We start from the raw sequence: 19,091 nt of genomic DNA, 5'->3' as shown, positions 1-19,091 counted from the left end.
TGCCCGTGTCGTGGCGGCCCCCATGGCCAACGTCGGGCGACGTATTGTTGCCAGCTTACCGCGTAGATCGAAAACGCGCAGGGCTTCGCACGCCATGGCGTAGCCTTCTGGCAACGTATGGATTGGCACCTCCCGGATCTGCTCGAGCGCTTCGGGGTGCGTTGCCTGAAAAGCGAGCGTCGGCCAGCGGCTCAATGCCGCACCTGTGTTGCCATCCCGCGGGTCCGCCGTGTCGTGGAAGTTTCGCGGATCTGGTCGAGTCCCTATTCAGGTTCAGGGCTTTTCGGGCAGGTTGTCGGGGGCGGTTGAATCGACTGGTGAAGAGGGGACGGCTTCGGGCATCACTGCCGGTGCGCTGGAAGGTGGCTGGCTTGTCGAATTGTCAGGCGAAGTATTGCCGTTACTGCCGGCGTCCCCGGTGCTGTTGAGCGAACTGCCTGCATTCTCCGGATTGAGCTTGCCGCGCCACACCAGTTCGAATTGCGTGCCGTTCGGCTCGGTCTGCATGATTCGCGCGGGCAACCAGCCGAGCGACGGCGCGAGCCATACGTCGATGCGGCGCAGATCGCCATCGTGCCGAGGCAAGCGCTTGAAGTGGCGCGTCTCGAGGTAACCCTGCGCGGTGCGAATGGTCTCGTCGCCGATCGTCTCGACTGGCCAGTTCTCGCCACTGTCGTTATCGACCACGAAGAATTGCCGCGTCACGCCTGGCTTATAAGCGGCAGGGTCGCCGCGCACGAGGGCGGCGAGTTGCATCACCATGCTGAAACGGTCTTGCGCGCCATCGGGCAGCGGCAGCGTGGTCGGGGTGCGCGTGAAGGCGATCTTTTTGTCGGTGCGATTGAAGATTGCCACGTCGTCTGGACGGCGGCCGCGCTTTTCGATGTATTGATCCGGTGCGAGGCCGAATGCGTCGATGCGGCCATGGCTCGAATACACGAACGTGCCGACGAACGGCAGTGGTACGGAGACGACCATCTCGTAGCTCTGTGCGTTACTGGCCCAGTGAATTGTGCCGGGCTGGTTACGCACGCCGTTGTAGAACGTGTCGTACTGAAGTTCCCCGGAAGGTGGAGCGGAGAATTTCACGCCTGCTGAAGCTTGAGGCGCGCTGGCGGTGGCGGGCGCACTGGCCATGCCGGTGGCGGATGCACTCGCATTGGCATTGACATTGGGGGTGTTCGCGGCGCTCGGTGCACTCGCTGCTGCATCCGATGCGGCCGTGACCGCGGGTGCATGCTTTGCCGGTTGCGTCGCAGTCAGCACGTGTTCGCGCGGCTTGCTCGCGGCTATCTTGTGCGCCGGCGCTGCTGCTTGCGGTGTGTCGGCCGCGGGTTTGCGCTCGACACGTTCGGGTGTCAGCAGTGCAACCTGTACGGGGACATGCTCATTGTCAGATGGATTCAGCGTCGCGCGGTTGCGCTCGACCCATTGCGCCGCAATCCAGTGCAGGATGGCCACTACCAGCAGAACCGCAATCCATCGCCATACCCGCAAACCGGCGCGCGGCCTGACGGGCGGCGTGCGATCAGTGCGGCTTGCGGCGGAAGGTGAGGACATTGGCGAATGAATTCGAACGGGCGGACGGTAAGGGAATAGGTGGGGCAGCACGCCCAAAGTCCCGGCTTGGCGGCAACGGTGAAAGGCGCCAAGCCTGGAGCTGAATGGACAGCGAACGGGTTCGACTACACACCGGTGGACGATGTTCCTGGACTCAACTCATTGGCGCATCAGCGTGGCGCCGCACTATACCCGAGCTCGTACGAGAGCTTTTGCGCACATTCACGCAGCGCCGTATCGATCTCGCCGCCCCAGCGGATATCGAATGCGCCTTCATGACCGAGCGCGATCAGGCCCAGCGCCAGATCGCCGGTCGAGTCGAACACCGGCATGCAGAACGCGTGGATGGTTGGCAGCAACATGCCTTCCACACGCGCCGCTTCGTGCTGCCGTACCTCCGCTAGCACCCGCTCGACCTCATCCCGCGTGCGCGGGCCGCCCATGTGCGACGAGCGGCGCGAATCGGCCAGTTCGCGCTCCAGCATCGCGGCGGTCCTGCTCGACGGCAGATAGGCGGCAAACAGCAGGCCGGTGGCGGAACTGAGCAGCGGCATCACATCACCGAGCTTGAGCGACGCCTTGGCCGGATGGCTCGACTCCATCCAGTGAACCATCGTCGGACCCTGATTACCCCATACCGCGATGCCCACCGTTAGATCGAGCCGGTCGCGCAGTTCGGCAAGCGCAATGCGCGCGAGCTTCACGCCGTCGACGCGGGCAAGCCGCGCGAGACCCAATTGCAACGCGAAGCCGCCCAGTTCGTAACGGCCCGACAGCGGATCCTGTGCCACGACGCCGAGGCGCAGGAAACTCACCAGATAGCGGTGCGCTTTCGCCGGACTCATGCCCGCACGCTGCGCCAGATCGCGCAGCATCATCGCGCGCGGTTCGTGAGTCAGCACCTCAAGCAGTCTGAACCCGACTTCGATCGACTGGATGCCTGAGCGTAGCTTTTCCTCGCCGGTCTCGACGTTTTCGTCGTCTGACTCGGGCGATTCGAGCGGCTCAGCTGAGTCGGAGTCGGTACGGATCGCGCCGGAGCGGGCAATTGGAGGCATGAGCGAGGCGCATGGAGCGCGTTTAAAGAAAGCGATAAAGGAGGCGGGTTGGGCCCCACAGCCGTGCCGCCACGTTGCGCAAACCGCCGCCGGGCAACGGCGCTTGGGCCGAGCCGATTCACCATCGTAGAATAGATTCCTTCTATCGTCACTAACGGTTCACTCCTCTATGAAACTTGCCACGCTGAAGGACGGCACGCGCGACGGTCAGCTGATCGTTGTGTCCCGCGACCTGCACACCGCGGCCGTCGCCGATGCGATCGCGCCCACCATGCAGCGCGTGCTCGACGACTGGGCCTTCTATGCGCCGCAACTGCAGGATCTGTATGACTCGCTCAACCAGGGCCGCGCGCGCAATACCTTCCCGTTCGACGCCAGGGAGTGCATGGCGCCGCTGCCGCGCGCATTCCAATGGGCCGACGGTTCGTCGTATGTGAATCATGTGGAGCTGGTGCGCCGCGCGCGTGGCGCGGAAATGCCGCCGGAATTCTGGACCGATCCGCTGATGTACCAGGGCGGCAGCGACGACTTCATCGGCCCGAAAGACGATGTGCTGTGCGCATCCGAGGAATTCGGCATCGACTTCGAAGCGGAAGTCGCTGTGATCACCACCGACGTACCAATGGGCGCCAGCCCCGACCAGGCGCTGAGAAGCGTGCGTCTGGTGACGCTCGTCAATGATGTCTCGCTGCGCAATCTGATCCCCGCCGAACTTGCGAAGGGCTTTGGCTTTTTCCAGAGCAAGCCGGCCACCTCGTTCGCGCCGGTGGCGGTGACGCCCGACGAACTCGGCGAGAGCTGGCGCGAAGGGCGTGTGCACCGGCCGATGATCGTTCACTGGAATAACAAGAAGGTCGGCCAGCCGGATGCCGGCACCGACATGGTGTTCCACTTCGGCCAATTGATCTCGCACGCGGCTAAAACGCGTAACCTGCGCGCCGGCGCGATTGTCGGCTCGGGCACGGTATCGAACAAGGATGCGAAGCGCGGCTATTGCTGTATCGCTGAAAAGCGCTGCCTCGAGACTATCGAGCACGGTGTGCCGCAAACCGAGTTTATGAAGTTCGGCGATACCGTGAAGATCGAGATGTTCGACGAAGCAGGCAAGTCGATTTTCGGCGCGATCGATCAGGGCATCGCGCCGCTGGATTGAGGCACCGGTTTTGTGCGGGACGCGGCACCAAGGCTGAGTCCGTACGCGTTTCGTCGTCTGCGAAAGGGTTTCGCCCGATACCGGCACCACGACGCGCCGCTACACTGACTGGCGCGGCGCCGGCCTCGGGGTAGCGGCTGTCCGCTGATCGTGAAGCCAACGCGAAATCAACGCAAACCCGAACGCGCACCGGCACGTGAGCAGAGCACAAGCAGCACATCGGCGGTACATCAAAACGAAAAAACGACGTGAGGAGACAGCATGCCGCGATTTGAATCTTTTGAACGAGTCACCCAGCGCGCTCGCGCATCGAGCGTACGCGCAGCACCAGCGCGGCGTGGGCTCGCCCGTCTTGCCGCCGCGCTGTGTGCCGCGCTACCGGCGGTCGCCCTCGCACAGGTGAAGATTGGTCTCGTGCTGTCGCTAACCGGGCCGGCCGCGTCGCTCGGCATTCCGGCACGCGACACCGCCACGCTGCTGCCCAGGCAGATCGGCGGGCAGAGCGTCGAATACATCGTGCTCGACGACGCGTCCGACACCACGCAGGCCGTGCAGGACACCAAGAAGCTGATCTCCGAAAATCACGTCGACGCGATCATCGGCTCGTCGATCACGCCGAATTCGCTCTCGATGATCGACGTGGTTGCCGACGGCGAAACACCGATGATCTCGCTGGCCTCGTCGGCGAAAATCATCGAACCTGTGGATGCGAAACGCCACTGGGTCTTCAAGACCCCGCAGACCGACGCGATGATGGCCTCGGCGATTGCCGAGCACGCCAGTGCGCACGGCGTCAAAACGATCGCGTTCATCGGCCAGGCCGACGCGCTCGGCGAAACCTTCTACACCGAAGTCGCGAAGTTCGCGCAACTGCATCACATCAACATGGTGGCGAGCGAGCGCTTCAATCGCACCGATCCGAGCGTGACCGGGCAGGTCCTGAAGATTCTCGCGACCCACCCGGATGCGGTGGTGGTCGGCGCGGCCGGCACGCCTGCCGCGCTGCCGCCGAAGACGCTCAGGGAACGTGGCTACAAAGGGCTGATCTATCACAATCACGGGGTCGGCAATAACGACTTCCTGCGCGTGTGCGGCGCCGACTGCAACGGCACGTTCCTGCCCGCGAGCCCGGTGCTGGTCGCCGCGCAATTGCCGGCGGACCATCCGGCCAAACGTCTCGCGCTCGACTACATCGCGCGCTTCGAGGCATTGCGCGGACCGGGCAGCGTGTCGGCGTTCGGTTCGTACACGTGGGACGCCGGCATGCTGCTGAGCAACGCGATACCGATCGCGCTTAAAGCGGCCGCGCCCGGCACGCCGGAATTTCGCCGTGCGTTGCGCGATGCGCTGGAAGCGACGCGTGGTCTCGCGGACACCAACGGCGTGGTCAACATGAGCGCGACAGATCACCTCGGACTCGATCAACGGGCGCGTGTGATGGTCGAAATCAAGAATGCGAAGTGGGTTTATCAGCCGCATTGAGTTTGCGCTGACGTAGCGCCGAAGGTGCCGAACGTGCCCTTAAGGCGACGGTTTCAACAGATACACCGATAGACGGATTGCTCACCATGTCTCAGGCACCCCATAGTAACGACGCATTTTATGCGCACTACCAGTCGCTGCAATTGCACCGCCACCCGCACGGTGTGCTCGAAGTCGTGATGAGCGGCGAGGGCGCGAACAAAAGCGGGCTTGCCACCGCTAATGCGCGGATGCACTTCGAACTCGCCGAAATCTGGCGCGATATCGATCGGGACCCCGAAACGCGTGTCGCGATCATTCGCGGCGAGGGCAAGGGCTTTTCGGCCGGCGGCGACCTGCAACTGGTGGAAGACATGGCGACTGATTTCGACGTCCGCGCACGCGTGTGGCGCGAGGCGCGGGATCTGGTCTACAACGTGATCAATTGCAGCAAACCGATTGTTTCGGCGATGCATGGCCCGGCCGTTGGCGCGGGGCTCGTGGCCGGACTGCTCGCCGATATCTCGATCGCGACGAAGTCGGCACGGATTATCGACGGTCATACGCGTCTGGGCGTCGCCGCCGGCGATCACGCGGCTATCGTCTGGCCGCTCCTGTGCGGGATGGCGAAGGCCAAGTATTACCTGCTGCTGTGCGAGCCGGTGAGCGGCGAAGAGGCCGAGCGGATCGGCCTCGTGTCGCTTGCCGTCGACGAAAACGATCTGCTGCCCAAAGCATTCGAAGTCGCGCAAAAACTGGCCAACGGCTCGCAAACGGCGATTCGTTGGACCAAGTACGCGCTGAACAACTGGCTGCGCTCGGCCGGGCCGGCGTTCGATACGTCGCTGGCACTGGAGTTCATGGGTTTCGCTGGTCCGGATGTGCGCGAAGGCGTGAACTCGCTGCGCGAGCGCCGCGCGCCGGATTTTGGCGGCGCGGACCCGTGGAGCGGGCAGCCGCAGCAGACGCCGGGCGGCGGCGCTGCGGGCGGTGAGCGCTCCTGAAACCGGAGGCGGGCGCGTATTGGGCAAAGCCCCGCCGGCCGGCCCTTGAGGTGCTGCGTGGGTGGGGTAGGCAGCAGCCCAAACTAAGCGCGGTTCGCAGCGCCACGCGCGGTATGATCGAATCAGACGCGCGCGGGATGGCGCTATTTCCTTCCCCTTATGCAGCGAGGCGACAAGCATGACCGATACACCTGGCACCACGCCGCCCTTTCCCGGCTTTCCGCCCGCTGAAATGCTCGAACGCATCTGGGGCATGATGCGCCTCTCGCCGTTCAACTCGGCGTTTTCCGGCGCACAGTCTGGCAGCAGCCTCGGGCCGTCGCTGTCGATGATGTCCGACATGATGGCGCCGCTGACCAACGTCGAAGAACTCGACAAACGCATCACTGACATGCGAGCGGTCGAGCAGTGGCTCAAGCTGAATCTGAATATGCTGCAGTCCGCCATTCAGGCGCTCGAAGTGCAGCGCGCAACGCTCGCGACGCTGCGTGCGTTTGGCGCGTTCGCGCAGTCGTCGATGGCGCAACCGGCTTCCGGCGCTGCTGCGCCGAGCCCCGCGCCGACCGGCTGGCCGCATCCGGAGACTTCGTCGGCTTCGAGCAATGCGAGCTCATCGGCTACAGCCGAGCCGGCAACCGGCGAAGGCGGGGCCGCCGCGACGCCGCCGTTCGACGCCTCTGCCTGGTGGAATCTGCTGCAATCACAGTTCAACCAGATCGCCCAGTTTGCGACGACGCAGCCAGGTTCGGCGACGGGTTCGCCGGAGGGTGCGACAAGCGCCTCGGCGTCGGCGGGGAAAACGGCTGACGCGCCGGACGCGAGCGCAGCGGACGCAGGGGCCGCGACCAAACGGCCAGCAGCGAAACGGGCAGCGACGTCAACTTCAACGTCCGCGAAACGCGCCGGTAGTTCGAGCGCCGCGCCGCGAGCGCCGAAAAAGTCTCTTTAGCGGCAAGAACGACACCGGGCGGCGCGATCCATGCGACGAGGGCGCAGAGCCAGACGGGCGGGCGAGGCAAACCAGATGAATTTGCCACCTGTCATGGTTTTGACCCCGATCGTCGGCCACACTCCGCGAATCTGCTGATTTATTGAGAGCGGTCAATCAGGCACCGGATTTGCGTCTGCCATGGCACGGGAACCGTAAATTCAGCGTGCTATCATTGTGTAAGCTTCATTTGGCTTTTGGGCGTGCGCTGAAAACAACCAATCCGGCCGCCCTTGCTCCATTCGCCGCCGGTACCACCGGCGCAGGGCTGGACGGTGCGGATTCATCGCAGACTGGCTCGACCTCAGGCATAGGGTATCCCTCACCCACGGTTGGCCGCGTAGCGCGTAACTTCTGGTTAGCAGCGCCGCGCAATCGCCTGGACTTCTTTGCTGCCCGGTGCATCTAGGCGGCGGATTACCGCGTAAAATTGAATGCTTGGCCGATAAACGAGGCACCAAACGGTGCGTTTCGTTCGTCATAAGCAAAAGTGCTACACGTAGTAGTTACAGACACAGACAGTATGCGCAGAACAGGGGTGGGACTATGAACACCATGCTTTATCCGGAACTTTATAAATCGCTCGAATCCGTTCGATGGGACATGGAGAAAGACATTCCCTGGGACAAGTTCGATGCATCGCTATTGACCGACGAGCAGGCCGCGACGATCAAGATGAATGCGATCACCGAATGGTCGGCGTTGCCCGCCACGGAAATGTTCCTGCGTGACAACCATCACGACAGCGATTTCTCCGCATTCATGAGCGTGTGGTTCTTCGAAGAACAGAAGCATTCGCTGGTGCTGATGGAATATCTGCGCCGGTTCAAGCCGGAAATGTGTCCGACCGAAGAAGAACTGCACGCCGTGCGCTTCGAATTCGACCCGGCGCCGCCGCTCGAAACGCTGATGCTGCACTTCTGCGGCGAAATCCGCCTGAATCACTGGTATCGCCGTGCTGCCGAGTGGCACACCGAGCCGGTCATCAAGGCCATCTACGAAACCATTTCGCGCGACGAAGCGCGTCATGGCGGCGCGTATCTGCGCTACATGAAGAAAGCGATGGTGCAAACCGGCGACATCGCGCGTGCTGCGTTCGCCAAGATCGGTGTCCTGATGGCATCGGCACGCCGTACGGAAAAGCCGCTGCATCCGACCAACCTGCACGTGAATCAGGCGCTGTTCCCGCGTGACACGATTCAATCGCGTCTGCCGGATCCGGAATGGCTCGAACGCTGGCTCGACGAGCAGATTCGTTTCGACGACGGCTGGGAAAAGAAAGTGGTCGAGCGGATTCTGCACAACCTGTCGATACTGTTCGAACGCACGTTCAATACGGCGCAGGAATTGAACCGCTATCGCAAGGAAGTCGTCGCGCGCTTGCAGGCCGCTCAGAAGTCGGCTGAACAGCCGGCATGATGGGTTCTGGTTCGCGTTGAGTCACTGGCTTAAATTCGTGGATCCAGGTTCGCGAGGTTGAGTCCGATCAGGCGTTAGCATCGCGAACCGGTGTAAGGTTTTTAAGAACGGCCCGGCAGGCGTGAGCTTGCTGGGCCGTTTTGCTTCATGCCGTTCGCCGTGTATCGTGGCGGCACTTCTTTTTTCTTTGCGACTCCGTTATGGCTGCCACTTTTGAACGCAAGATGTTGACGCGCGATGCGCTGGTGAAGCTTCGTGCTTCGATGTCCGCGCCGGTTGTATTTACCAACGGGGTGTTCGACATCCTGCATCGCGGGCATGTGACTTATCTTGCCGATGCCAAAGCGCTCGGCGCTTGCCTGATTGTCGGCGTCAATAGCGATGCTTCAGTGCGCATGCTAGGCAAAGGGGATGACCGGCCGATCAATAACGAATCTGATCGGATGGCTTTGCTGGCGGCTCTGGAGAGCGTGGATTATGTGGTTTGCTTTGGCGAGAAAACGCCCGTGGAGCTGATCTCGGCGTTGCGGCCGGATGTACTCGTCAAAGGTGGTGACTACGACATGGATGCTTTGCCTGAATCGGCCATTGTGCGGGCCTGGGGCGGCAAGGCTTTGGCGATTCCCTTCGAGCACGACCGTTCGACCACCGCACTGCTGAAGAAGGTTCGAGCGCAAGGGTAATGTTTTTGCGTGCGCGGCGCTTTCTTCTATTCATCTACGCCAAGCGGGATGCTGGCGCCTGGCGGTACCTCTAGCACCCTCCGCCGCTTTTACTGCGGCAGCGCCGATGCCGCTATCGGCGCCGCTGGCGCCGGGCCGCCTACGACCGCCTGATCAGCGGCTTCGGCGGCTGTGACGGGTTGCACCTTCAACCACTCCGCATGGAACTGGCGGTTCAGATGATTCGGCTCGCGGCCGCCGGCTGTGGGCGTCGGGCCGAATACGCCACGCATCGCAACGAATGCCAGCATGTTGGCAAGAAATAATATGGCGATCAGCCAGCGCAGCATCGTTAGTATTCCCCGTCCATAAGTTCAACCGCCGTTATCCGTATGGCACGACTCAGGCGTCGCGTTCCATGGCGTGTTCGGCAGCAATCAGCGCAAGCCCGGACAGCACCAGCGAATCGTGGCGAGTATGCGGCACTTTTAACGCACTTGTCACTTCGTCCACTGCGCCGCCGCTCACCACCAGACGCACTGGCACCTGCCATTCGTCCTGCAAGTCACGCCACATGCGCTCGATCAGACCGGCTTGCGCCAACGTGCACCCGGCCGACAACGAGTGCGGCGTATCGGTCGCGAAGAACGGACCTGACCGTTCCCGATCAGACATGGCGCCTGCGTCGAGCAAGCCGCGCGCCGCGTTGGCGTCGAGCGTCGGCAGTTGCGCGGTGTGCTCGCCTAGCGAGCGCATCATCAAGGTCCAGCCCGGCGCAATCAGGCCGCCGACAAAGCAGCCGTCCGCACGCAGCGCTTCAAGCGTGGTCGCCGTGCCGAACGTCGCAATGAGCAGATTCTCGCCGGGAAACGCCGCGTGCGCCCCCACCAGGCCAGCCCAACGATCGCTGCCGAGCGCATGCGGTGTCGTGTAGCTATTGGTCACGCCGCATTGCTGCGCGCAGGCGCGGATCGTCGTGAGCGGCAGTTGCGGCCAGTGAGCGTCGAGTAGTGCGGCAATCCGTGCCGCGACCCGTTCACCGGCGACGTTCGATAACCATGCGCCGCCCGGCGCCGGCAAATTCGACCAGTCGGGTTGGTCAGCGCCGCCATGCGCGAGCGCACCGGCCGCAATTTGCGTACCGTCGGGCTGCACCAGCGCCCATTTGATGCGGCTATTGCCCGCGTCGATCAGCAGATAAGGCGCGCCGCTCGTCATGCAGCACCGTCGGCCAGACGCAGAGAGACGTCACCGGTCGCGACGGTCAGACGGCCCGCCGCCGTATTGAGCAGCAGTTGCCCGCGTTCGTCGACACCCGCCGCCAGGCCGCGCGCGAGCTCTTTGCCTTGCTCCAGCAGCACGACTTCACGGCCTGCGTAGGCATGCACGGCGTTCCAGCGCGCCTGGAACGGCGCGAAGCCTTCAGCGCCAAAGCGCTGCAAAGCGGGTTCGAGCGCGTTCAGTTCCGCCGCCAGTGTGTCGGTGAGGTTCGCATTCGGCAGCGCGCGTTGCAGCGCGGTCGGCACGGTGCCGCGCGCTTGCGCCGGCACGTCCGCGTTCAGCGCGCCGACCTTGGCGGCGAGCTCGTCCGCACCCTTCACATTGGTGCCGATGCCGATCACCACGGCGCTCGCGTCATCCGTGCTCCACGCGGTTTCGATCAGGATGCCGGCCAGTTTGTCGCCTTCGAGCAGAACGTCGTTGGGCCACTTCAGCGCGATCTGTCCAGGCCCTATGACCGGCAACGAGCGCAGCCCGTCGACCAGCGCTACACCCACCGCGAGACTCAAACCCGCCAGCCCTTCGAGGGGACGCGGCAATACGCATGCCACCGAAAACAGCAGCGCATTGCCCGGCTCCGCATACCACGGACGGCCACGGCGGCCGCGGCCCGCGGTTTGCAGATACGCGACCCGCACGATCGGCCGCGGCAGCGCATTGGCTTTACGCGGCAATGCTTTTACGCGTGTCATCAGGTCGGCGTTGGTCGAGCCGGTTTCCTCGACAATCTCGATCGGCCAGTCATGCGCGTGCTGACCGAACAGCGCGACGGCGCGCTCGCGGTCGATGCGCCAGTCGGAAGCCGCAGCGGCTTGGGGTGGGGTCTTGGAAGCGTTCATGTCTCATATTGTAGCGACAGCGAACGCTGCGAGCCCGCAAGCACGGTTCATCCGGCGCGTGTTCGCTACAATGGCCCCTAATCCGATAACCAGATTGCAGCGATCCTTGAACTACGACACTCCGCCCGGCCTTGAAGTCGCGGCAGGCAGCCAAGGCAAGATCGTCCGGCTTTCGGGCCAGTGGACGGCGCTCGCGCTCGCGCGCGACAAGGCCACTGGCCACGTGATCCCGCTGTTGCGCTCGCTGGTCGGTGCTGAAGGCATCCGCCAGTGGGATCTGTCGCGTATCGACCGGATGGACCACGTTGGCGGTCAGGCATTGTGGCGCGTGTGGGGCCACAAGATGCCCCCCGACACCACGCTCACCGATACGCAACGCGACATTTTCGAGCGCATCGCGTTGCTCGACACGGTGCGTGAAAAGGCTGAGCCTGTGACCCGGTTTGACCCGTTCACACGGCTGGGCCTCGCAATCTTCTCGTTCTTCGAACACATGTACGGCGGATTCGGCATGCTTGGGCAGGTCGTGCTCGATCTCCTCGCGATCCTGCGCAAACCGAAAATCACGCCGTGGACCGAAATCTCAGCAAACATTTATAACGCCGGCACCAAGGCGTTGCCGATCACTGCGCTGGTCGCTTTCCTGATCGGTATCGTGCTGAGCTATCTGTCGGCACAGCAACTGCGGCTTTTTGGCGCGAATCAGTACATCGTCAATATTCTTGGGTTATCGGTGATTCGCGAACTGGGGCCCGTGCTGTCGGCGATTCTGGTGGCGGGCCGCTCGGGCTCGGCGATTACTGCACAGATCGGCGTGATGCGCGTCACTGAAGAACTCGACGCCATGCGCGTGATGGGCATCCCGCACGGGCTGCGGTTGATCCTGCCGCGCGTGATCGCGCTGGGCGTGGCCATGCCGCTCCTCGTAATGTGGACCAATATCATTGCGTTGACCGGCGGCGCACTCGCCGCGAAGATCGTGCTCGGCATCGACATGAGTTATTTCGCGCGCGCATTGCCTGGCGTCGTGCCGGTCGCGAATCTGTGGATCGGCCTCGGCAAGGGCGTCGCGTTTGGCATGCTGATCGCGATCGTCGGCTGTCACTTCGGTTTCCGTATCAAGGCCAATTCGCAAAGCCTCGGCGAAGGCACGACGACCTCGGTGGTGACTTCGATCACCATCGTGATTCTCGCGGACGCGGTGTTCGCGATCCTCTTTCAGAACGTGGGGCTCGGATGATCGCGCCACTCACTCAGGCCGTACGCGGCCAACCTGTGCCCGAGATTGCCGAGCCGGTGATCGAGGTCATCGACATCACCAAGCGCTACGGTCGCAACATCGTGCATCAGCATCTGAATTTCGACGTGCGACGTGGCGAGATCGTCTCGATCGTCGGCGGGTCGGGCTCGGGCAAGACCACGCTGGTGCGGCAAATTCTCGGGTTGGAGCGGCCGTCGTCGGGAACCATCAAGCTGTTTGGTGAGGACATTGCCACCATTTCGCCTGAAACCGCGCTGCTCATGCGCAGCCGCTCTGGAATGCTGTTTCAGCGCGGCGCGCTGTTCTCGTCGCTCTCGGTATTCGACAACATCGCGCAGCCGTTGCGCGAACTCGGCAAGGTGCCGGAAGACCTGCTGCGCGACATCGTGATGCTTAAGCTCGAGATGGTCGGTCTGCCGTGCAAGCACGCGTCGAAGATGCCGTCGGCGCTCTCGGGCGGGATGATCAAGCGCGTGGGTATTGCGCGCGCCATCGCACTCGAGCCCGAGTTGCTATTTCTCGACGAACCGACCGCCGGCCTCGATCCGCAGGCGTCCGACGAATTCGTCGAGCTGATCTCCGCGCTGCATCGCGCGCTTGGGCTGACGGTGGTGATGGTCACGCACGATCTCGACACGATGATCGCGCTGTCCACCCGCGTCGCCGTGCTGGCGGATCGCAAGGTGCTGGTCGCCGCGCCGGTCGAAGAGGCGGCGGGCGTCGATCATCCTTTTATCCGCGAATATTTCCTCGGCCTGCGCGGGCGTCGCGCGCTGCAGGCGCTGCCGCCGGAACGCCGCGCGAAACTGCCGCGCGCGGCGCTCGAATCGGCATCGTCCGAATTGCCGCTGTGAACCAGGGAACCTGACAATGGAAAACAAATCACATGCCTTCTGGGCAGGGCTCTTCACGGTGGCCCTGCTGGCTGCAATCGCAGTGGCGGCTTTTTTGTTCAACGTCGACCGTTCCGTGCGGGTGCCGTACGATCTGATTGCGCGCACCAACGTGACGGGGCTTTATACCGACGCGGCGGTGCGCTATCGCGGGCTCGACGTCGGCAAGGTGCAGTCGATCAAATTCGATCGGGATCATCCGGGTCAAATTCTGATCCGCATCCTCGTCGACACGCACGCGCCGATTACGCACTCCACGTTCGGCAGCCTGGGTTTCCAGGGCGTGACGGGTATCGCGTTCATCCAGCTGGATGACAATGGGCGCGATCCGACGCCGCTCGCCTCGTCGCCGAAAGCGGTGGCGCAATTGCCGATGCGTCCCGGCTTGCTCGATCAGTTGCAGCAGCGCGGCGACATTTTGCTGCGCAAACTCGAAAGAGTCACCGACGACGTCGACAATCTGTTGTCGCCGGCAATTGTCAACCAGTTGCAAGGCACAGCGGCGAGCATTCAGAAGGCCGCCGACGGCGTCTCCACGCTGACCCAGCAGATGGCACCGGCAGCCGGCAAGCTGCCCGCTACGATCAACGAACTGGATCGCACGCTTGCGTCGACCAATCAGTTGATCACCAGTCTGAACCGCCCGGACGGGCCGTTCGAGACCAACCTGAACAAAGTCGGGACGGCGGCGCAGCAAGCGGGTGACGCGCTGGTGTCAATGGATAGCTCGATCCAGGAGTTGTCTGCACGCGTCGGGTACGACACGCTGCCGCGTGTCAATTCGCTCGCCGAAGACGTGCGCTCCGCGGCCCGTTCGGTGGACCGCGCTGCCGACACGTTCAGTACCAATCCGCGCAGCGTGCTGTTCGGTGCGCCGAGCGCGGCGCCGGGCCCTGGCGAGGCGGGTTTCTCGTGGCCTGCCGGCCGTGCTGCTGCGCCCGCTGCTAAATGAATTGAAGGTTTGAAGAAAGGAAGATTGTCATGTCACGCTTGACTCATCGATTGCTGTCCTCGAGCGCCGCGCTTGCGATGCTGCTCGCGTTCGGCGTGCTGGCTGCGGGATGCGCAGGAAACCCCGCGGCGATTTCGGACATCCGCTACGACCTCGGGCCGCCGAATCCGGCGGCCTCGGCCGGCACGCTGCCGGCGGTGAAGGTGCTCGATGTCAGCGCGCCCGACACGCTCGAGTCAGACAAACTGATTTACCGGCTTAGCTACGCCGACGCGCAGCAGACGGCGTCGTATGCGAATAGCCACTGGACCATGGCGCCGTCGCAGTTGCTGACTCAGCGGCTGCGCAGCGCGCTCAGTTCGCGCGGCACTGTGCTGACAGGCGCTGACGGCGTACGCGCTCCGGTGCTGAAAGTCGATTTGAGCGAGTTCGAACAGGTTTTCGACAGCCAGTCGGAAAGCCACGCTGCGGTCACGGCGCGCGCCACGCTGACGCAAAACGGCAAGGTGATCGGCCAGCGCACGTTCGTCGCACGCGCGCCCTCCAGTTCCGCGGACGCCGCCGGCGGTGCGCAGGCGCTCGCCGCCGCCAGCGACGACCTCGTCTCGCAGATCAGCGCGTGGCTCGGCGTGCAGGCGCTGGTCGCCGCGCAATGAGCGGGCTGCAGCGCACGCAACGGAGCGCTGCATGAGCGTTAAACCCTGGCAGCGCCGTCCCTCGGCGCTCGCCCGGCAGGCGCTGGCGCTGTATGCGGCGCTGATCGTCTACGGTTCGTGGTATCCGTTTTCCGGCTGGCGTTCGCTCGGCCTCGCTCCGTTTGCCTACCTGTCCGATCCCATGCCGCAGTACCTGACGGCGTTCGACGTCGTCACTAATGTGCTCGGCTATATGCCGTTCGGCGCGCTGGTGGTGCTCGCTGTGTATCCGCGCTGGCGGGGCACGCTGGCTGTCGCGTTGGCGTTCGTGCTTGGCGGCTTGCTGTCAGGCGTGATGGAAGCGGTGCAAACCTATCTGCCGACGCGCGTTGCCTCGAACCTCGACCTCGCTGCCAATGCGCTCGGCGCGCTGCTCGGCGCGGCGATCATGTCGCCCGCCACCGGCGCGTTGCTTGATCGCGGTTTGCTGCGGCGTTTGCGGCTTCTCTGGTTCGAGCGCGACACGGCGGCGCTCGTGTGTCTTGTCGCCTTGTGGCCGTTCGCAACGATGTACCCGGCGCCACGCCTGTTCGGTCTCGGCAACTGGCCACGTGAGCTGTGGCTACGGTTCGATTCGACGACGCAAGACGCTTTGCTCGCATGGGCGCCGTCTGGCTGGCACGTCGGCGCCTGGCCGGCCCTGGTTGCCGCCTGGCTGCCGGATGATGCCTGGGAAGCCGTCATCACCACGCTCAATCTGTTCGCCGCACTCGCGCTGGCTTCGCTGCCGGTGCGCCGCCATGCGCCGCTCGTGCGCCTGTTGATCGTGTTTATCGTCACGACCTTGTGTGTCAAGGCGGGCGCGACGTTTCTGCAATCGCAATCCGGACTTGCGTTCGACTGGGCGACGCCCGGCGCGCTGGCGGGCCTCGTGTGCGGCACCGTCGCGGCACTGCTGGCGCTGCGGTTGCGGCGCAGGTCGCGCGCGGCGCTTGCGGCCTGTGCGCTCACGGTCGCGCTGGTATTCGTCAATCTGCTGCCGGTGAATCCGTATTTCGATGCCGTGCTGGCCGACTGGCGCCAGGGCAGGTATCTGCACTTCAACGGTCTCGCCCACTGGATCGCGTGGATCTGGCCGTATGCGGCGCTGGTGTGGCTCGCCTATCTCGTCGAACAGGTGTGGCTCAAACGGCGTGTGAAGCACGTATGACGCGAGGGCGACGCCGGCCTGCAAGCCGCCGTTTATCCGCCGCTCAGCGACCGCCAGCCCTGCTCGTTATAATCGTCCGCACAACAGGCGCGCCGCAGCTTCCAGCGCCATTCCCCACTCTTACAGCTTCGTCTCCGGACATCATGGACTCCTTCTACAAGCACCACGTCTTCTTCTGTCTCAATCAACGCGATCCCGGCGCGGAGCGCCCGAGCTGCGCGAATTGCAACGCGCAGGCGATGCAGGAACACGCGAAGAAACGCGTGAAGCAACTCGGCCTCGCCGGCCCCGGCCAGGTGCGTATCAACAAGGCGGGTTGTCTGGATCGTTGCGAACTCGGCCCGACGCTGGTCGTGTATCCGGAAGGTGTCTGGTACACGTACGTCGACGAGAGCGACATCGATGAAATTGTTGATTCGCACCTCGTGAACGGCAAGATCGTCGAGCGTCTGAAAATCGATCAATAAGCCTCGCCATGAATGTACATACAAAGAAATATCTGATCGACGGCCCGGTCGGCAAGATCGAAGTCGCGCTGGATCTGCCGGACGAAATGCGCGAGAACGGCGCCGCGCCGCGTGGCATCGCGCTGGTCGCGCACCCGCATCCGCTGTTCGGCGGCACGATGGATAACAAGGTCGCGCAGACGCTCGCGCGTACGCTTGTGCAGTTGAACTACGTGACCTACCGCTCGAATTTCCGGGGTGTCGGCGAAACGCAAGGCGAGCATGACGGTGGCATCGGCGAGCGCGATGATCTGCGCGCTGTGCTCGATCACATGCGCGCGCAAGCAGGACAGGGCGATCTGCCTCTCGTGCTCGCGGGTTTTTCGTTCGGCACTTTTGTGTTGTCGCATGTGGCCGCAAAGCTACGCGAAGAAGGCCAGGCGATCGAGCGAATCGTATTCGTCGGCACTGCGGCGAGCCGTTGGGAAGTTGCACCCGTCCCGGAAAACACGCTCGTGATTCACGGCGAAACCGACGATACCGTGCCTATTCAGTCGGTTTTCGACTGGGCACGGCCGCAGGAATTACCGGTTGTCGTGATTCCGGGGGCAGAACATTTTCTGCATCGCAAACTGCACATTCTGAAGCGGATCATCGTCGACGCGTGGCGTTAGTGGGCACACGCGGGGGACATGCGGGGCACATGCGGGACGCCCCGCGCGTGTTTTCCGGGGTACAGGTACGTGCAAACGCAAATTAATCGCCGCCCTTTGGTCAGAGATACCGGGATAGCGCGCGTATAATGAGCGCTCTTTTTTGGGCGCAGCACATCGCCCACCCGGCAGTTCGCGCGACGCGTAGCTTCTCTGCGCGCGCAGCGGTGCTGGATGAGAGGCGTGCTGCGCGAACCGATCGCGTGGCCGGAAGTCCAATGGGCGCCGCGCCGTTTTTTACGGCCTGACGCTCGCCGACCGGCTCCTCCAAACTATGCGCCCTGCGCGCGATGTATTTTTCCGCACGAATCGACCCTATGCGTTTCTCCACCTCCGGCCGCACGTCATTCCCGTCAGTTTCTTCTTTCGTTCCCCATACGCTTAGCCGCGCCGTGACCCTCGGCATCGTGTTACCGGCAACGCTCGTTGCCAGCACGGCGTTCGCGCAAGTGCCGCCACCCGCGGTGAATGCGCGCTCGTGGGTGCTCGTCGATGCAACCAGCAATCAGGTGCTCGCGTCGGGCAATGCCGACGAACGCGTCGAGCCGGCGTCGCTGACCAAGCTGATGACCGCATACCTCGTCTTCGAAGCACTGCAGACGAAGAAGATCACGATGGACCAGACGGTGATGCCGAGCGAAGCGGTGCGTCGCGTGAAAACCGACGAATCGCGCATGTTTATCGAAGCGAACAAGCCGGTGACCGTGCACGATCTGGTGTACGGCATGATCGTCCAGTCGGGCAACGACGCGGCGATCGCGCTGGCCGAACTGGTGGGCGGCAGCGAAGCGCAGTTCGTCAACATGATGAACACCGAAGCGCAGCGCCTCGGCATGAAGCACACGCATTTCGCCGACGTGAACGGCATGCCCGATCCGCAGCACTACACCACGGCGGGCGACCTCGCGGTGCTGTCGGCCCGTCTGATTCGTGACTTCCCCGACTACTACAACATCTTCTCGGTCAAGGAATTCACATACAACAAGATCAAGCAGCCGAACCGCAATCGTCTGCTGTGGATCGATCCGACCGTGGATGGCCTGAAGACCGGTCACACGCAAGCCGCGGGTTATTGCCTGATCGCGAGCGCAAAGCGTTCGCTGCCGGACACGACCGACGGGTCGCGCCGCCTCGTTTCAGTGATGATGGGCGAGACCAAGGAACACGACCGCGTGCAGGACAGCCTGAAGATGCTGAACTACGGCTACACCGCGTATGACACGGTGCGCCTGTACAAGGCGAATCAGGTGGTGGGCACGCCGCGCGTCTACAAGGGTGCGCAGGACACCGTGCAGATCGGTGTGAAGACCGATCAGTACATCACCGTGCCGAAGGGCATGGGCGACAAGGCGAAGCCGCAGATCGAACAGATCGATCCGCTGATTGCGCCGATCGCGAACGGTCAGCAGGTCGGCACGGCGAAGCTCGTGGCCGACGGCAAGGTGCTGGCGCAATTCCCGATCGTCGCGTTGCAAGCCGTGCCGCAAGCCGGCGTGGTCGGCCGCGTGTGGGATTCGCTGATGCTGATGTTCAACAAGAAGAAATAAGAGTCCGAT

The 19,091-nt window shown here is 63.3% G+C and carries 19 protein-coding genes; 14 read left to right on the top strand and 5 right to left on the bottom strand.

The genetic code is table 11. The annotated features are described in order from the left end of the window. Positions 1 to 273: 273 nt before the first annotated feature. Both ACUN0E_RS40185 and ACUN0E_RS40180 read right to left on the bottom strand, forming a co-directional pair. The gene (locus tag ACUN0E_RS40185) at positions 274 to 1,560 is read right to left on the bottom strand and encodes a DUF3108 domain-containing protein (RefSeq protein WP_445570074.1); all 1,287 of its coding nucleotides are present in this window, start codon (positions 1,558 to 1,560) and stop codon (positions 274 to 276) included. A 170-nt stretch (positions 1,561 to 1,730) separates the two neighbouring features. After that, positions 1,731 to 2,618 (bottom strand): IclR family transcriptional regulator, encoded by an 888-nt coding sequence (locus ACUN0E_RS40180; RefSeq protein WP_408231701.1) that lies wholly within the window; start codon positions 2,616 to 2,618, stop codon positions 1,731 to 1,733. Positions 2,619 to 2,787: 169 nt separating this feature from the next. Here ACUN0E_RS40180 and ACUN0E_RS40175 point away from each other — a divergent pair, with 169 nt between their 5' ends. The 6 genes from ACUN0E_RS40175 (at position 2,788) to rfaE2 (ending at position 9,326) form a co-directional block, all read left to right on the top strand. Then, positions 2,788 to 3,771 carry a fumarylacetoacetate hydrolase family protein gene (locus tag ACUN0E_RS40175; RefSeq protein WP_445570073.1) on the top strand — a complete coding sequence of 328 codons (984 nt, stop codon included), beginning with the start codon at positions 2,788 to 2,790 and terminating at the stop codon, positions 3,769 to 3,771. Between the two features lie 261 nt (positions 3,772 to 4,032). Continuing rightward, complete coding sequence (locus ACUN0E_RS40170) at positions 4,033 to 5,253, top strand: ABC transporter substrate-binding protein (RefSeq protein ID WP_408338771.1); 1,221 nt, start codon at positions 4,033 to 4,035, stop codon at positions 5,251 to 5,253. A gap of 86 nt (positions 5,254 to 5,339) precedes the next feature. Continuing rightward, positions 5,340 to 6,236, top strand: coding sequence for an enoyl-CoA hydratase/isomerase family protein (locus tag ACUN0E_RS40165; protein WP_408338769.1), 897 nt, complete (start codon positions 5,340 to 5,342; stop codon positions 6,234 to 6,236). Positions 6,237 to 6,414: 178 nt separating this feature from the next. Further along, positions 6,415 to 7,185, top strand: coding sequence for a PhaM family polyhydroxyalkanoate granule multifunctional regulatory protein (locus ACUN0E_RS40160; protein ID WP_445570072.1), 771 nt, complete (start codon positions 6,415 to 6,417; stop codon positions 7,183 to 7,185). A gap of 585 nt (positions 7,186 to 7,770) precedes the next feature. After that, entirely contained in the window at positions 7,771 to 8,643 is an 873-nt protein-coding gene (locus ACUN0E_RS40155; RefSeq protein ID WP_408231716.1) for a ferritin-like domain-containing protein, read from the top strand. A 200-nt stretch (positions 8,644 to 8,843) separates the two neighbouring features. Next, the gene (rfaE2, locus tag ACUN0E_RS40150; protein WP_408231719.1) at positions 8,844 to 9,326 is read left to right on the top strand and encodes a D-glycero-beta-D-manno-heptose 1-phosphate adenylyltransferase; all 483 of its coding nucleotides are present in this window, start codon (positions 8,844 to 8,846) and stop codon (positions 9,324 to 9,326) included. 89 nt (positions 9,327 to 9,415) lie between these two features. Here the strand turns inward: rfaE2 and ACUN0E_RS40145 are convergent, their stop codons facing one another. Genes ACUN0E_RS40145 through ACUN0E_RS40135 form a run of 3 tightly spaced genes read right to left on the bottom strand, consistent with a single transcriptional unit; the run spans position 9,416 to position 11,425 of the window. After that, on the bottom strand, positions 9,416 to 9,655 hold the full coding sequence (locus tag ACUN0E_RS40145) for a hypothetical protein (RefSeq protein ID WP_408194412.1): 240 nt from the start codon (positions 9,653 to 9,655) through the stop codon (positions 9,416 to 9,418). A 52-nt stretch (positions 9,656 to 9,707) separates the two neighbouring features. Next, positions 9,708 to 10,523 carry a type III pantothenate kinase gene (locus ACUN0E_RS40140; RefSeq protein ID WP_408231721.1) on the bottom strand — a complete coding sequence of 272 codons (816 nt, stop codon included), beginning with the start codon at positions 10,521 to 10,523 and terminating at the stop codon, positions 9,708 to 9,710. Next, positions 10,520 to 11,425, bottom strand: coding sequence for a biotin--[acetyl-CoA-carboxylase] ligase (locus ACUN0E_RS40135; RefSeq protein WP_445570071.1), 906 nt, complete (start codon positions 11,423 to 11,425; stop codon positions 10,520 to 10,522). The genes ACUN0E_RS40140 and ACUN0E_RS40135 overlap by 4 nt, the downstream gene beginning before the upstream one ends. A 106-nt stretch (positions 11,426 to 11,531) precedes the next feature. Here ACUN0E_RS40135 and ACUN0E_RS40130 point away from each other — a divergent pair, with 106 nt between their 5' ends. The 8 genes from ACUN0E_RS40130 to ACUN0E_RS40095 all read left to right on the top strand — a co-directional run bounded on the left by ACUN0E_RS40130 (position 11,532) and on the right by ACUN0E_RS40095 (position 19,082). Further along, a complete protein-coding gene (locus tag ACUN0E_RS40130) occupies positions 11,532 to 12,665 on the top strand; it encodes an MlaE family ABC transporter permease (protein ID WP_408231727.1) in 1,134 nt (377 codons plus the stop codon). Next, on the top strand, positions 12,662 to 13,540 hold the full coding sequence (locus tag ACUN0E_RS40125; RefSeq protein WP_179735751.1) for an ABC transporter ATP-binding protein: 879 nt from the start codon (positions 12,662 to 12,664) through the stop codon (positions 13,538 to 13,540). Before ACUN0E_RS40130 ends, ACUN0E_RS40125 begins: the two co-directional genes overlap by 4 nt. Positions 13,541 to 13,556: 16 nt before the next feature. After that, positions 13,557 to 14,531 carry an MlaD family protein gene (locus tag ACUN0E_RS40120; protein ID WP_445570070.1) on the top strand — a complete coding sequence of 325 codons (975 nt, stop codon included), beginning with the start codon at positions 13,557 to 13,559 and terminating at the stop codon, positions 14,529 to 14,531. A 29-nt stretch (positions 14,532 to 14,560) separates the two neighbouring features. Next, the gene (locus ACUN0E_RS40115) at positions 14,561 to 15,187 is read left to right on the top strand and encodes an ABC-type transport auxiliary lipoprotein family protein (protein WP_445570069.1); all 627 of its coding nucleotides are present in this window, start codon (positions 14,561 to 14,563) and stop codon (positions 15,185 to 15,187) included. A 31-nt stretch (positions 15,188 to 15,218) separates the two neighbouring features. Continuing rightward, complete coding sequence (locus ACUN0E_RS40110) at positions 15,219 to 16,376, top strand: VanZ family protein (protein ID WP_445570068.1); 1,158 nt, start codon at positions 15,219 to 15,221, stop codon at positions 16,374 to 16,376. 143 nt (positions 16,377 to 16,519) lie between these two features. Beyond that, on the top strand, positions 16,520 to 16,843 hold the full coding sequence (locus ACUN0E_RS40105) for a (2Fe-2S) ferredoxin domain-containing protein (protein ID WP_074285591.1): 324 nt from the start codon (positions 16,520 to 16,522) through the stop codon (positions 16,841 to 16,843). An 8-nt stretch (positions 16,844 to 16,851) separates the two neighbouring features. Next, positions 16,852 to 17,496, top strand: a complete 645-nt coding sequence (locus tag ACUN0E_RS40100) for an alpha/beta hydrolase (RefSeq protein WP_408508772.1) — start codon at positions 16,852 to 16,854, stop codon at positions 17,494 to 17,496. Between the two features lie 356 nt (positions 17,497 to 17,852). After that, complete coding sequence (locus tag ACUN0E_RS40095) at positions 17,853 to 19,082, top strand: D-alanyl-D-alanine carboxypeptidase family protein (protein WP_445570067.1); 1,230 nt, start codon at positions 17,853 to 17,855, stop codon at positions 19,080 to 19,082. The last annotated feature ends 9 nt before the right edge of the window (positions 19,083 to 19,091 follow it).

The organism is Paraburkholderia sp. D1E (assembly GCF_052682275.1).
This window is presented reverse-complemented; position numbering and strand designations above follow the sequence as displayed.